The organism is Morococcus cerebrosus, from assembly GCF_022749515.1.
Classification (GTDB): Bacteria; Pseudomonadota; Gammaproteobacteria; order Burkholderiales; family Neisseriaceae; genus Neisseria; species Neisseria cerebrosa.
Window position 1 is genome coordinate 1500825 of the sequence record NZ_CP094242.1, and the last position, 13260, is coordinate 1514084.

14 protein-coding genes and 2 tRNA genes are annotated in these 13260 nt (G+C 49.1%); 11 read left to right on the plus strand and 5 right to left on the minus strand.

The genetic code is table 11. From position 1 onward, the window contains the following. Positions 1-48 precede the first annotated feature (48 nt). Positions 49-843, minus strand: coding sequence for a Cof-type HAD-IIB family hydrolase (locus tag MON37_RS07010; protein ID WP_039406623.1), 795 nt, complete (start codon positions 841-843; stop codon positions 49-51). A gap of 209 nt (positions 844-1052) precedes the next feature. Next, positions 1053-2456 (minus strand): 3'-5' exonuclease family protein, encoded by a 1404-nt coding sequence (locus tag MON37_RS07015; RefSeq protein ID WP_039406625.1) that lies wholly within the window; start codon positions 2454-2456, stop codon positions 1053-1055. A gap of 118 nt (positions 2457-2574) precedes the next feature. Between MON37_RS07015 and MON37_RS07020 the strand changes: the two genes are divergently transcribed. From MON37_RS07020 to MON37_RS07050, 7 genes are all read left to right on the plus strand, one after another. After that, positions 2575-2651: transfer RNA gene (locus MON37_RS07020), tRNA-Arg, on the plus strand. Between the two features lie 15 nt (positions 2652-2666). Next, positions 2667-2741 (plus strand) — tRNA-Glu (locus tag MON37_RS07025). A gap of 185 nt (positions 2742-2926) precedes the next feature. Next, positions 2927-3277, plus strand: a complete 351-nt coding sequence (locus tag MON37_RS07030; RefSeq protein ID WP_242883573.1) for a helix-turn-helix domain-containing protein — start codon at positions 2927-2929, stop codon at positions 3275-3277. After that, the gene (locus tag MON37_RS07035) at positions 3181-4077 is read left to right on the plus strand and encodes an IS3 family transposase (RefSeq protein WP_242883576.1); all 897 of its coding nucleotides are present in this window, start codon (positions 3181-3183) and stop codon (positions 4075-4077) included. Before MON37_RS07030 ends, MON37_RS07035 begins: the two co-directional genes overlap by 97 nt. 139 nt (positions 4078-4216) lie before the next feature. Then, positions 4217-4834: a PAQR family membrane homeostasis protein TrhA gene (gene trhA / locus MON37_RS07040; RefSeq protein WP_039405409.1), complete on the plus strand. Its 618-nt coding sequence runs from the start codon at positions 4217-4219 to the stop codon at positions 4832-4834. 118 nt (positions 4835-4952) lie between these two features. Then, positions 4953-5846, plus strand: a complete 894-nt coding sequence (locus MON37_RS07045; RefSeq protein WP_039405406.1) for a DMT family transporter — start codon at positions 4953-4955, stop codon at positions 5844-5846. Between the two features lie 23 nt (positions 5847-5869). Next, a complete protein-coding gene (locus tag MON37_RS07050; protein WP_016687463.1) occupies positions 5870-6229 on the plus strand; it encodes a SpoIIAA family protein in 360 nt (119 codons plus the stop codon). 76 nt (positions 6230-6305) lie between these two features. On the opposite strand, the gene MON37_RS07055 is transcribed toward MON37_RS07050, so the two are convergent. Continuing rightward, positions 6306-6530: a hypothetical protein gene (locus tag MON37_RS07055; RefSeq protein ID WP_039405402.1), complete on the minus strand. Its 225-nt coding sequence runs from the start codon at positions 6528-6530 to the stop codon at positions 6306-6308. 82 nt (positions 6531-6612) lie between these two features. Beyond that, positions 6613-6816, minus strand: a complete 204-nt coding sequence (locus tag MON37_RS07060; RefSeq protein WP_003682902.1) for a cold-shock protein — start codon at positions 6814-6816, stop codon at positions 6613-6615. A 313-nt stretch (positions 6817-7129) separates the two neighbouring features. On the opposite strand from MON37_RS07060, the gene clpS reads away from it, so the two are divergent. After that, positions 7130-7441: an ATP-dependent Clp protease adapter ClpS gene (gene clpS, locus MON37_RS07065; protein ID WP_003755322.1), complete on the plus strand. Its 312-nt coding sequence runs from the start codon at positions 7130-7132 to the stop codon at positions 7439-7441. A 1-nt stretch (position 7442) separates the two neighbouring features. Beyond that, complete coding sequence (gene clpA, locus MON37_RS07070) at positions 7443-9728, plus strand: ATP-dependent Clp protease ATP-binding subunit ClpA (protein WP_039405393.1); 2286 nt, start codon at positions 7443-7445, stop codon at positions 9726-9728. 68 nt (positions 9729-9796) lie between these two features. On the opposite strand, the gene MON37_RS07075 is transcribed toward clpA, so the two are convergent. After that, positions 9797-10162: a transcriptional regulator gene (locus tag MON37_RS07075; protein ID WP_039405391.1), complete on the minus strand. Its 366-nt coding sequence runs from the start codon at positions 10160-10162 to the stop codon at positions 9797-9799. 143 nt (positions 10163-10305) lie between these two features. On the opposite strand from MON37_RS07075, the gene MON37_RS07080 reads away from it, so the two are divergent. Together MON37_RS07080 and MON37_RS07085 are read left to right on the plus strand one after the other, a co-directional pair. Further along, positions 10306-11676 (plus strand): Slam-dependent surface lipoprotein, encoded by a 1371-nt coding sequence (locus MON37_RS07080; protein WP_242883579.1) that lies wholly within the window; start codon positions 10306-10308, stop codon positions 11674-11676. Between the two features lie 125 nt (positions 11677-11801). After that, on the plus strand, positions 11802-13223 hold the full coding sequence (locus tag MON37_RS07085; RefSeq protein ID WP_070635810.1) for a surface lipoprotein assembly modifier: 1422 nt from the start codon (positions 11802-11804) through the stop codon (positions 13221-13223). Positions 13224-13260: the final 37 nt, after the last annotated feature.

The following is a 13260-nucleotide window of genomic DNA, read 5'->3' on the forward strand; positions in this document are numbered from 1 at the left end:
CCTCTGAAACCTGCTTTTCAGACGCCCCCCTCTAAAAACTACTATCCATCAATCAATAATTCCCAATTCAACCAAAGCCCTGTACACACCATCTTCATCTACACTCGGCGCAATAAATTTCGCCGCAGCCTTCGCCACCTCCTCACCATTTCCCATGGCCACGCCGAAACCGACGGATGAGAGCATTTCCAAATCATTAAAGCTGTCGCCGAAAGCCATAACATCTTCCATGCCTATGCCCAACTTTTCTACTGCATGTGCAATGCCTCTTGCTTTTGAACCTTCGCGGCGCAGCATATCCAGCGCAGACTCGTGCCAACGCACGGATTTGAAGCCTTCGGATTGGATTTTTCCGATAATTTCCTGCTCTTGGGCTTTATCTGCAAACACCAGCATCTGATAAACCGATTGTTTGCGGAAATATTCTTTATCCACTTCAAAAGCAGGCAGGATGTGCGACAAGGCTTCTTTCACCCTTTCGCCGGCAGCCGATGCGACAATTTCGGCATCATTTACGAAAGCATAATCAATATACTGACTGTCAAAAAATGCACACATCCGCTCCACTTCGGCTTCAATCATCGGATAAGCCTGCAACACCTCCCCGTGAAACGTCGTATATTGCCCGTTAATCGTAACCAGCATATCAATACCGCTGTCGCGTATCAGGGTTTTAACCTTACCCGGAATGGCCACCGGCGGTCTCCCCGTCGCAATCGCCGTCAAAATACCCCGCGCTTTCAATGCCTCCATCGCTTTAGCAACAGACGGGCGCAGCGTATCGGTATATTTTCGGTATAACGTGTCATCAATATCGAAAAAAATAATTTTTGGCGTATTCATTATCAGGCATACAATCGGTTTCAGACGACCTATATTGTAACGTGCAATGACGGGAACAATGCACAATTTCTACATGCAATGATGTAAACAAGCTGTGTATAAATCCGACTTCATATTGATTCCCAAGAGAAAAACAAACCTGATTAAAAGATAAGCAGGTTATCAGAGGTCGTCTGAAACCTGCTTATTCCATTTTCGCCATTATTACATTAAGCAATAATTTTGACGCTTTCCCGCTCCCGCCTGAATTTCATTTTCAGCAACGCGGGCAGACTGTCATCAAAGTACCAGCAGCCGTCCGGCATAGCAATCGCCCCGCCGGCACAACGCAAAGTGATGCTTTTTCCGGATAAGCCGTCCGTCTCCGTAATCTCTACCTCATGCGCTCTCCCCCAGTCTGCAACGGGCAACAAATGCGCCAATTCGCGGACACGTCCGTTTTGCGCTTCTATCCCATCCTCGGTACGGCAGGCACAGTCGCATTGCCCGAGTGCCTGTATAGGACACGGCACACCTTTTCCATTTGCAACAGGCAGGATATTCAAGGCATCAGGACAAAGTCTGTTTTCCAGCGCCCAACTATTAAGCGCGCGTTTGGCGGCTTTTTTATGGATGAACAACCCATACGGGCGGACAGCACGACTGCCATTATCCAAAGGCACAATCCTTGCCTGCAATACACCGTGTTCGTCGGGAGAAAAACGAACAGTAGAAAATGCAGTAGGCTTGGAAACGACTCGTTCAGGCGGGCGGATACCATATTCCCTCATCGCCTGAGCCTTCAGCCACACCGAATGCAGACTGCCCAACGCAGGAATAAAACGCACGGAAGCCGCAGCCTTCAAATAAAGCGGAACTTTTTTACCGTGCAGCATTTCTGCCGTTTCACTATACGCCTTCTCCAATGCAACTACCGCCTGCGCCTTGCCGAATGCGTCAAACCAGACCAACACACCTTCGCTGTCCGGCAACGCATAAATCTGCGCTGCCAAAGCATCCGTTACCCAATTTGGCAGCATTTTCGGATTCATCAAAGACCGGCAGTAATTATCCCAATCTTCTGTATTCTTTTCGCGCAAGCTGTGTTCCAAATAATCGCTCAAAGCCAAGACATCGGTCATCGCACGATGACGGTTTTCCACTGCAATTGCGTTCCGTTCGATAATGCTGTCCAAATTGTGTTTGTAAAACTCAGGATAAAGGCGGCGCGACAACTGGACGGTACACAAAGCAGGCGCAGCAAAATCAATACCGGCACGGCGAAACTCATGGCGCAGGAAGGTATAGTCGAAACGGCTGTTATGCGCCACCACCACGGCTCCCCGTAAAAGCGGCAACAACTGTAAAGCAATTTCCGCAAACAACGGAGCCGTTCTCACCATCTCATTGCTGATACCCGTCAGTTGCGCGACAAATTCAGGAATCGACTTACACGGATTCACCAGCCATTCATAACGGCATACGCTTTGCCCGTCGAAACGCAATAAAGCAACTTCCGTTACCCTGTCTTGATACAGATTCCCGCCGGTAGTTTCCAAATCCACCACAACCACAGGCCTCCCGAAACGGGCAAACGCCTTCTGCAACAACGGCCAGCGAGAAACGCTCTCCATTTTATTTTCCTGTAAATTCAACCAATAGCCGCGCATTTTACACTTTCCCTGTTTATTTTCCAACAACACCCTTGACAGAATTCCACCCCCTCCCTATAATCCCAATCTTTCTTACATCGCACCCGTAGCTCAGTTGGATAGAGTATCTGGCTACGAACCAGAGGGTCGGGCGTTCGAATCGCTCCGGGTGCGCCAAAAATCTATTTATCCGCGCCCATCGTCTAGCGGTTAGGACATCGCCCTTTCACGGCGGTAACCGGGGTTCGATTCCCCGTGGGCGTGCCAGTTGTTGATTAAAGCCTTGTTAATACAGCAAGGCTTTAGTTTTTTATTTTATATTGAAACATATCAATATCATTATTCAACCTAGCCTTAAAAAACAAAAGGCCGTCTGTAACCAAGATTTGTTTTTTGAACTGCACCCCAAAAGTTGGACATCCCCCCTCCAACTCACAAGGTGCAGTTTTTTTATGAGCAAATATACATTACACTTTAAATACCAAGCCGTACTCCACTACCTGCATATACGCAGCCAACAGCGTACCGCAGACCACTACGGCATCTCCCGAACCCACCTGCGACGATGGATACGCGCCTATCAAGAAGGCGGCATCGGCGCACTCGAACATCCCCAATCCAAAACCATGCCCCAACACCGCAAAAACCCCTTCATCGCCGACAAACCCGACCACGAAAAAACACAGGCGGAGCTTATCGAAGAGTTGTGCTATATGCGCGCAGAGGTCGCCTACCTAAAGGAGTTAAAAGCCCTCAGCCAAAAGCGGACCGAAAAGGACAAAGCCAAACCGTCCAAACACTGAGGGCGCAACACCCGCTCAAATACCTGCTGCACATCGCAAACCTGCCCAAAAGCAGCTTTTACTACCATCACCAAGATCGACCCGATCCCGACGAGGCCGACAAAGCCCTCCTTGTCGAAACCTACAAACGGCATAAAGGACGCTACGGACAAAGGCGCATTGCCGCAGCATTGGATTGGAACCGCAAAAAAGCAGCGCGGTTGATGAAGCAGTTGGAACTGAAAGCCCTCATACGGGCAAAAAAAGCCTACCGCCATCCCGCCATGGGCGAGATATCGGAACACCTCCTCAAACGCCTATTCACAGCCGAAAAGCCCAACGAGAAATGGCTGACCGACGTGACCGAACTCAAAGGAAAGGACGGCAAACTGTACCTCTCGCCAATCTTGGACCTGTTCAACCGAGAAATCGTCGCCTACGCCATGAGCCGCAATGCTAACAGCGAAATGGTGAAGGAAATGCTCGAAAAAGCCGCACCCCGGCTGACCGGCGAAGGAACGATGCTTCATTCGGACCAAGGCGTGCTGTACCGTACGGCGGGATATAGGGAATTGCTTGCGGAGCATTCCATGGTTCAAAGCATGTCGCGAAAGGCGAACTGCTGGGACAATGCGCCGATGGAAAGCTTCTTTGCGGTGTTGAAGACGGAGTGTTTCTATAACGCAGGAGAATTGACGGTGGACGAATTGATGAAGCAGATAGATGACTATATGGATTACTACAACCGGGAGCGTTGCAGTCTGAAATTGAAAAAGCTGAGTCCTGTCGCATACAGAACCCAGCTTGCACAGAGCGCCTGAAAAGGCTTTTATGAGTGTCCAAGATTTGGGGGCCAGTTCATTTTTCAGACGACCTTAACTTATCTTTATCCTTTTATCCTAGCCCCGCCTTTGCCTTTCGCGTACACTTTCTACACCTAAAGAAATGAGAACTACTCTTATGTATCACGGTGAACGTTTCAATGCGTACAGCCATTTGGCAGGCTCGATGCTAGCAGTGGCGGCATTAGTGCTGATGACTGTCAAGGCAAACGGTCCCTACCAACTTGCCTCGGCACTCACCTACGGTATCTGCCTGATCCTGCTCTATCTTGGCTCCACGCTTTACCACAGCATTCCTCAGCCCAAAATCAAAGCAATTTTGCAAAAAGTGGACCACTGCATGATTTATCTGCTGATTGCGGGCAGCTATACCCCGTTTACGCTGATACCCCTTAAAGGCAGCTGGGGGTGGTCATTGTTCGGCGTATCCTGGGGCTTGGCACTCTTCGGCATTATTCAAGAGCTGACTATCGGCAGAAAAAGCGAAAAACGGCTGCTCTCCATGATGATTTACATCATTATGGGTTGGCTGATTTTGGTTGCCGTATCGCCACTGGTACGCACCCTTCCCTTTGCCGGGCTGTTTTGGCTGGCGTTGGGTGGTATTTTATACAGCGCAGGCATTTATTGGTTTGTTAATGATGCCAAAATCAAACACGGACACGGCATCTGGCACCTATTCGTTCTAGGCGGCAGCATAGCGCAGTTTCTCTGTATTTATTTCTATGTTCTTTAATCCGTCAAAAGGTCGTCTGAAAACAAGATATACTTTTCAGACGACCTTTTTAAATATTTATTCCCCGAAGACCCCTATATCATTATAATGAACGCCCCATCTATCCATTAATATCGAAATGAACCAAACCGCGACTAAGGATCCGCTCGGTTCCGCATGGATTATCATCGCCACACTCGGTTTTACCGTCATGAACCTCTGCATCAAAGCGGCAGCAGGAAAATTCGGCTTCAGCAGCGGCGAATTGGTTTTCTGGCGCATGAGTTTTGCAGCCGTCATGCTTGCCGCCATAGCGAAAATGCGGGGAGACACATTTGCCACGCGGTATTGGAAAATCCACCTCAACCGCAGCGTCATCGGCACAGCGGCGATGTTGTGCCTGTTTTATGCCGTTACCCACCTGCCGCTGGCAACAGGCGTAACCTTAAGCTACACCTCGTCGATTTTTTTGGCCGTGTTCTCATTTTTGATTTTAAAAGAACGGATTGCATTTTATACGCAGGCAATATTGGTATTCGGCTTCATCGGCGTCGTCCTACTGCTAAACCCTTCGTTCAAAGGCGGACAAGAAATTGCCGCATTGGCAGGCTTGGCTGGCGGAGCGATGTCGGGCTGGGCGTATTTGCAGGTACGCGAATTGTCCCTGCTTGGCGAACCGGGCTGGCGGGTCGTTTTTTACCTGTCGGTAACCGGCGTCGCCATGTCGGCGGTTTGGGCGACGCTGACCGGCTGGCATTCCTTGTCTGCCGAGACATTACCCTACTTGGCAGGTATCGGGCTGTCCGCAACCATCGCCCAACTCTGCATGACCCGCGCTTATAAAGTCGGCAACAAATTCACTGTCGCTTCACTGTCCTACCTGACTGTCGTTTTCTCCGCATTGTCAGGCGTAATGTTTTTAGGAGATAGCGTTACTTGGCAGGAAACCTTTGGTATGATTATTATTGTAGCAAGCGGCGTATTGAGCGGTATCCGGCCGGTTGCGATTAAAAAATGGTTTTCCGGACATTAACGTCCTCAAACAAGGAGAGCATGATGATTTCCATCCGAGAGCAGTCTTATGGTTTGAATGTAGCGTTGTACAACGAGTTTACGCTGGACGACTTCCGCCAACTCGAATCCGCCCTGTTGGAAAGCAAACAAAAAATCCACCTGCCCGACATACTCTTAGATTTGTCCATGCTGAAAGACTTCACCATCGATATGGCGGTAGAACAAATAAAATTCCTCAATCAACACGAAAACGACTTTGGCCGGGTTGCCGTCATTACAGACGACATCTGGATCAAACTCGGCGCGCGCCTCTCCAGCCTCTTGACCAACCAACACCCCAAATATTTCGATGATGCCACAAAGGCTCAAGAATGGCTGCTGGCAAGCAACCTTAAACCTTAATCTCGAAAATAAAACGGCACGCCAAGGCGTGCCGTTTTATTTTTTATTTTTTATTTCCCAAAACCTGAAACTGTTTTTACTTGCCCCTTAAATGGCGGCGGTAAAACCGGTCGATATCCGCTATCGCCTTTTCATCACTCGGCCGCAGATCGATTTTCAAATCGGCAAGCCGTATCAGCATCAGGTCTTCTTGTTCCGCAACAGCGCAGCTCACTTCCCCGCTGCTGCGCAGATGCGTGATGAGTTCGTCCAACTGCCGCAGGGCGTTTTCGTAGGCGGCGTTTTGCGTGTCTTCTGCCATATAGGTTCCGTTTCTCATAGACAATAAAAAATGGCGGGGAATCAATCCCGCCATTATTCTACGGCATAAGCCGTACATTTATTTAAGCAGCCTGAATGTTAGCAGCTTGTTTGCCTTTAGGGCCGGTGGTTACGTCGAAAGACACGCGTTGACCTTCTTTCAGGGTTTTGAAACCATCCATGTTGATCGCTGAGAAGTGAGCGAACAGATCCTCGCCGCCTTCGTCAGGAGTGATGAAACCAAAACCTTTAGCGTCGTTAAACCATTTTACGATACCGGTTGCCATTAGAAACTTCCTATACTTAAAAATTAACAAAATCAGCAAAATAAGGCATACAGCAAACTTAAACGTTCAGCGTTTCTTCCTAGCTTTATATACTTGGTCGAGTGCCAGCTTCTGCTTAACCGTCTTTTTACATTTGTTAAGTCAAAACGTCAAGCCATATAAGGGAAAAAGTGCGAAAATGGCGGAAACAGACCAAAATACAACAGAAATTGAAATCAAACTCTATAATCACTATATTTATAGATTTATTAGGTATTAAATCTTTAGCAAGGTCGTCTGAAAACAAACCCTCTTCCACAAAGCCAAAATATTTATGAACAACCCAAACACACATCACGAATCCGATACTCTTTTAAGCGACCAAAAAACCGCCCCGCCGAAACGTTACGGCGTATTTTTGCTGAACGACGATTACACCACGATGGAATTTGTCGTCGAAATCCTGACCGAAATCTTTATGCTCGGACAGGAGCAGGCGGTGGCGGTGATGCTCTTAGTTCATCACGAAGGCAAAGGCTTGTGCGGCACTTACACACGGGACATCGCCCAAACCAAACAACAACAAGTCATGCAGCGGGCAAAAGCCGAAGGGCATCCGCTGCAATGTATTGTCGAGGAGATTTAATATGCTTTCACCCGAATTGGAACAGATTTTGCAGCAGCTTTACCGCGAGGCGCGTAAGACTCATTATGAATTTATCAGCCTCGAGCATCTGCTTTTGGTGTTAATCGAAGAAGATGCCTCCGTCCCCAACGTCCTCAAGCTCTGCGGCGCGGATTTGAAAGTGGTGTCCGAACAGCTCGCCGCCAGCGTTGCCGAAAATACCCCGCAGATTCCCGACCACCTTCTGGATACAGTCGAAACCCAGCCCACGCTCGGCTTCCAACGCGTCATCCAGCGCGCAATGGTGCATACCCAATCGGCGGGCAAAGGCTTGGTCGAGCCTTTGGATGTGTTGGTGGCGCTGATGAGCGAAACCGACAGCCACGCCGTCTATTTCCTCAAGCTGCAATCGGTTACGCGCTTTGAAGTTTTGCGCTGCATTGCCCACGGCGCAACCGAAGATGATGAACACAAAGGCTTTTCAGACGACCCCGACAATGATTCAGATGACCCCGTCGAATCGAAAAGCGGCTCGCTGTCGGACTACACCGTCAACCTCAACGCCGAAGTCAAAGCCGGCCGCATCGACCCCTTAATCGGCAGAAAGCACGAAATGGAACGGCTGGTGCAAATCCTCTGTCGCCGCCGCAAAAACAATCCGCTTTTGGTCGGCGAAGCAGGCGTGGGCAAAACTGCGCTGGCGGAAGGCTTGGCGCATCAAATCGTCAACGGCGATATTCCCGACGCGCTCAAAGAGGCCGAAGTGTACGCGCTGGATATGGGTTCGCTTTTGGCGGGTACAAAATACCGCGGCGACTTTGAAGCTCGGGTCAAATCCGTCTTGAAGCAGCTCGAAAAAATCCCGCAAGCCATTTTGTTTATCGACGAAATCCACACCATCATCGGCGCAGGCAGCACGAGCGGCGGCACGATGGACGCATCCAACCTGCTCAAACCGGCGCTGGCAAAAGGTTCGCTGCGCTGCATCGGCGCGACCACCTACGACGAATACCGCACTATTTTCGACAAAGACCATGCCCTAAGCCGCCGCTTCCAAAAAATCGACGTGGTCGAACCCACCGTCGCCGAGACCGTGCAAATCCTGCGCGGTTTGAAACCGATGTTCGAAGGCTTCCACCAAGTGCGCTACACGCAAGGCGCACTCGAAGCCGCCGCCGAACTCTCCGCCCGCTACATCAACGAGCGTTTCCTGCCCGACAAAGCCATCGACGTGATGGACGAAGCAGGTGCGGCGCAACGGATTTTACCCAAATCCAAACAGAAAAAAGTCATTGGCAAAGCGCAAATCGAAACCGTCATCGCCAAAGTCGCGCGGATTCCTGAAAAAACCGTATCGAACGACGACAAACAAGTGCTGCAATTCCTCGGTCGCGATTTGAAAAACATGGTTTACGGTCAGGAAAACGCCATCGACGCGCTGGTTGCCGCCGTCAAAATGTCGCGTTCCGGCCTCGCCCTACCCGACAAACCCATAGGCAGCTTCCTCTTCTCCGGTCCGACCGGCGTCGGCAAAACCGAAGTTGCCAAACAGCTTGCTTACTCGATGGGTGTACCGCTGCAACGTTTCGACATGTCCGAATACATGGAGCCACACGCCGTATCGCGCCTCATCGGCGCGCCGCCGGGCTATGTCGGCTTTGACCAGGGCGGTCTTTTAACCGAAGCCGCCAACAAACATCCGCACTGCGTATTACTCTTGGACGAAATCGAAAAAGCCCACCCCGACATTTTCAACGTCCTCCTGCAAGTAATGGATGCAGGCAAACTGACCGACAACAACGGCAAGAGTGCCGATTTCCGCAACGTCATCCTGATTATGACCACCAACGCAGGCGCGGAAAGCCTCAGCCGACCCAGTCTCGGCTTTACCACCAAGCGCGAACGCGGCGACGAAATGCAGGCGATCAACAAACTCTTAACACCCGAGTTCCGCAACCGCTTGGACGCGATTATCCCGTTTGCGTCCTTGTCCGAACCCGTCATCACCAAAGTCGTGGACAAATTCCTGCTCCAGCTCGAACACCAGCTCCTCGACAAAAAAGTCGAAGCCGAATTCACGCCGGCATTGCGCAAATATCTGGCGGAAAAAGGTTTCGACCCGCAAATGGGCGCGCGCCCGATGCACCGCCTGATTCAGGAAAAAATCCGCAAACCGCTCGCCGACGAACTCCTGTTCGGCAAACTCGCCGACGGCGGCTTCGTGCGGATAGACTGGGATGCAGCGAAAGAAGAAGCCGTGTTGAAATTCAAGAAAAACAAAGCCAAACCTGAAGCAGCAGCGGTTTGACGGATAAAGGCAAAAGGTCGTCTGAAAACGGGATTTCTGTTTTCAGACGACCTTTTTGTAATGAAAACTCAATCCTCCGCTTTATGAAGCAAAGTAATCAACGCCTCCTGCTTTTCAGGCGACAGTGCGCGGAAATATTTCAGCAACAACGTCTCTTGCGGAGAAACTGCCCCACCTTCTTCCAACATTCGCCCGTGCCGCAGCCATTCTCCGCTGGTATCCAGCCATTTCGCCAGCGTTTCGATTTTATCGGGCGTCGGAATCGAACGTCCGACCAACCAATGGTGAAAAGCCTGCGTGCTGACGGATTGATTGGGATGGCGCAGATTAAAGCGGTTGGCAAGGCTGGCATTGGAAAGATTATCCAAACCCGCCAGCCTGATTGCGGTTTTCAAGCGTTCGCTGAAATCGATTTTGTCTTGTTCGGTATGCATAATCGAGGATTATGAATAGCCGACTGTTGCAAAATTTAACAGTTTTGTTGTTTTTGTAAATTATTTACTTGATATTTTCAAATGACTGGTTGACAATACACCTGCATTTACTTATTAACCCTCCCATTACAAAGGAAGCATCTATGTCTTTACAAAAAATAAGCGCAGTAACCGTTATCGCTCTAAGTCTGGCAGCCTGTGGCGGAGGTGGGGGAGGAACGCCATCTGCACGACCAACAGATACCAATATTGAAAATACAAAAGCCGAAGAAGCTCGTAAAGCAGAGGAAGCTCAAAAAGCTGAAGAAGCCCGTAAAGCCGAAGAAGCTCGTAAAGCCGAAGAGGCTCGCAAAGCTGAGGAAGCCCGTAAAGCCGAAGAAGCTCGTAAAGCCGAAGAAGCTCGTAAAGCCGAAGAAGCCCGTAAAGCTGAAGAAGCCCGTAAGGCTGAAGAAGCCCGTAAGGCTGAAGAAGCTCGTAAAGCCGAAGAAGCTCGTAAAGCCGAAGAAGCCCGTAAAGCTGAAGAAGCCCGTAAAGCTGAAGAAGCCCGTAAAGCTGAAGAAGCCCGTAAGGCTGAAGAAGCCCGTAAGGCTGAAGAAGCCCGTAAGGCTGAAGAAGCTCGTAAGGCTGAAGAAGCTCGTAAAGCCGAAGAAGCTCGTAAAGCTGAAGAAGCACGTATCGCACAAAAAACTGCTGAATTAATTGAACAAGCTAAAGCTAAAGGGCTAAACGATGACGAAGCAAAACAATTTGCGCAAAATAATATCAATAATGAAGATGATGTATCTAAAGCAAATTTAGATAACATGATTAAAATAAAAGATTTGACAAAACTTGCTATTGCTGAAGGTCTTAATGAATATCAAGCTGCTGATTTTGCTAAAAATAATGTAGATTTAGATGAAGATACAGCAAAAGCTAACCTTGAAACACTTATCATCAATAATGCTAAAGGAATTTATAATGGACAATATCGTAATGGACTCGAGCAAAACCAATATGGCACATCAAGTAGTTCCTCATCTAGTTGTACAAATGGACATTGCTATTCAGTAAGAGAAACTATTACTACCGGTAAAGCAATCTATAATCAACCATATTCAATTGTTATTGCAGATACTAAATCAGGTGTTCGTAATTTTTCTAGTATTAATGAACTATCGAATGTACTAATTGCCGGCCTAAAAACAAAATTAGAAGCGATACCAACAAAAGGAACAGCTAATTATAGCGGTAAAGCATTTGATGCCGAAAATAATGGAACACTAGATTACAATGTTAATTTTGAAAATAAAACAGGCTCAGGAACTATTACCGGCTTAGGAAATAACATTACATTAGAACAAGGTTCGATTTCAGGAACTGGTATTTCATCTACTGCAACCCAAGGTTACAAATCAGGCTCTTACTCTTTAGATTTCTTCGGTAAAAATGCAGAAGAAATTGCAGGAAAAGTTATCTTTAATGGCAAAGATACTGTCGGCTTCGGCGGACAACGCAGAGAGATTCAAAAATAATTTTCCATCTTAATTATGATGTAAAAGGTCGTCTGAAACCGTTTCAGACGACCTTTTCGACCATTTTCACCGCGTTATCCGTATAATGACAGGATACGCCTGCCATCCATATCCCACTGAATAAAATGAATAAAAATTATCTCGTCTTACTGATGCTCTCTTTCCCGTCAGCCGCCCTTGCCGAGACACCCGTTGTCCGTGTACCTGCGCCTGTATTTTTTGACAAGCAGCCTAACAGCGAAACACCCTCAAAAGATTTTACCGACGACAAACCCGCAGAACAGAGGCTTTCAGACGACCTTTCTGCCGATTCCTCATTGGAAGCACAGATCAACCGCGCATTAATCGGACGGGACTGGAAGATGCTGGAAGGTTTGTTGGCGCAATATAAAGCCGCGCCCGACCAGGATGCCGTTTTATACGATTATGCTTTAGGTGCGTTGAGGCGCAGTCAGTTGCGGCATGATGAAGCTGTCTCGCTCTATCGCGGCATTTTGGCGAAACATCCCGATTTGGCGTATCCGCGTTTCGATTTGGGTGTAATGATGTTTGAAAACAAGCAGTACCGCGAAGCAAAGGCGGAATTGAAACAGGCAAAACCGGATTTGCAGCCGCCCATGCAGCAACTTGCCGACCGCTATCTTGCCGCCATTGAATCGGCGCAAAGCTGGCAGCCTGATGTTTCGCTGCAATACGAGCAGACCGATAATGTGAACAATGCCTCGTCCGAGCGCGTTATAGAATGGAACGGCAGACGCTGGAATAAAACCGCTGAGAGCCTGCCGCAAAAGGCGCACGGTATCCGCTACGGAGCTGGCGTATCACGCGAAATCAATGTAGGCGGACATCATTTTGTTTACGGCAGCCTGAACGGCGACGGCGTGCATTATTGGGACAATCAGGATTTTAACGAGCAAAGCCTGCGCTTGGCGGCGGGCTATAAAAACCGTTCGGCAGTGCAATCTTTCGGGATTGTACCGTTTGCTGAGCAAAACTGGCTGGGCGGCAAACGCTATAATCGCGAAACCGGTATCCATACCGATTTTTCACGTCGTCTGAACGAAAAATGGCGGCTCTCGCTCAATGCAGGTTATATCAAAAAATACTATCGGAACAGCGGCTCGGCAGCGCGTTACAACAGCCATATGCCGCTGGCGGGGGCAACGCTGGCATACTCTGCACCGAAAAACTGGCTGCTCTACGGCGGCGCAGACTGGTCGCACGACATGACCAAAGAAGCGGAGCAGGCATCCGTACGCAAGGGCATACGCTTCGGCGCGGCGAAAGCGTTTGAGAACGGATTCGGCATCCGCACCAACCTGCGCTACGCCCGCCGTACCTTTGATGCGCCGGGAAGCCTGGTGTACCGTCTGACCCGAAAAGACCATGAATATCAGGCAAATGCCTCTGTTTGGCACAATAAAATTTCATGGAAAGGCTTAGTGCCGCATTTGAATTTCCGTTATCTCAAAATCGACAGCAATATGAGCGGCTTCTATTCCCGCAAAAGTATGCAGACATTCGTCAGCGTGGAGAAACAGTTTTGAAGCAGCAGGGATAAAGGGTTGGAAAAACACTCTGCCC

What these genes read in the sequence shown, in the direction of transcription:
- MON37_RS07010 (WP_039406623.1), bottom strand. Translation starts at nt 843, where the DNA reads ATGAATACGCCAAAAATTATTTTTTTCGATATTGATGACACGTTATAC.
- MON37_RS07015 (WP_039406625.1), bottom strand. Translation starts at nt 2,456, where the DNA reads ATGGAGAGCGTTTCTCGCTGGCCGTTGTTGCAGAAGGCGTTTGCCCGT.
- MON37_RS07030 (WP_242883573.1), top strand. Translation starts at nt 2,927, where the DNA reads ATGAGCAAATATACATTACACTTTAAATACCAAGCCGTACTCCACTAC.
- trhA (WP_039405409.1), top strand. Translation starts at nt 4,217, where the DNA reads ATGTATCACGGTGAACGTTTCAATGCGTACAGCCATTTGGCAGGCTCG.
- MON37_RS07045 (WP_039405406.1), top strand. Translation starts at nt 4,953, where the DNA reads ATGAACCAAACCGCGACTAAGGATCCGCTCGGTTCCGCATGGATTATC.
- MON37_RS07050 (WP_016687463.1), top strand. Translation starts at nt 5,870, where the DNA reads ATGATTTCCATCCGAGAGCAGTCTTATGGTTTGAATGTAGCGTTGTAC.
- MON37_RS07055 (WP_039405402.1), bottom strand. Translation starts at nt 6,530, where the DNA reads ATGGCAGAAGACACGCAAAACGCCGCCTACGAAAACGCCCTGCGGCAG.
- MON37_RS07060 (WP_003682902.1), bottom strand. Translation starts at nt 6,816, where the DNA reads ATGGCAACCGGTATCGTAAAATGGTTTAACGACGCTAAAGGTTTTGGT.
- clpS (WP_003755322.1), top strand. Translation starts at nt 7,130, where the DNA reads ATGAACAACCCAAACACACATCACGAATCCGATACTCTTTTAAGCGAC.
- clpA (WP_039405393.1), top strand. Translation starts at nt 7,443, where the DNA reads ATGCTTTCACCCGAATTGGAACAGATTTTGCAGCAGCTTTACCGCGAG.
- MON37_RS07075 (WP_039405391.1), bottom strand. Translation starts at nt 10,162, where the DNA reads ATGCATACCGAACAAGACAAAATCGATTTCAGCGAACGCTTGAAAACC.
- MON37_RS07080 (WP_242883579.1), top strand. Translation starts at nt 10,306, where the DNA reads ATGTCTTTACAAAAAATAAGCGCAGTAACCGTTATCGCTCTAAGTCTG.
- MON37_RS07085 (WP_070635810.1), top strand. Translation starts at nt 11,802, where the DNA reads ATGAATAAAAATTATCTCGTCTTACTGATGCTCTCTTTCCCGTCAGCC.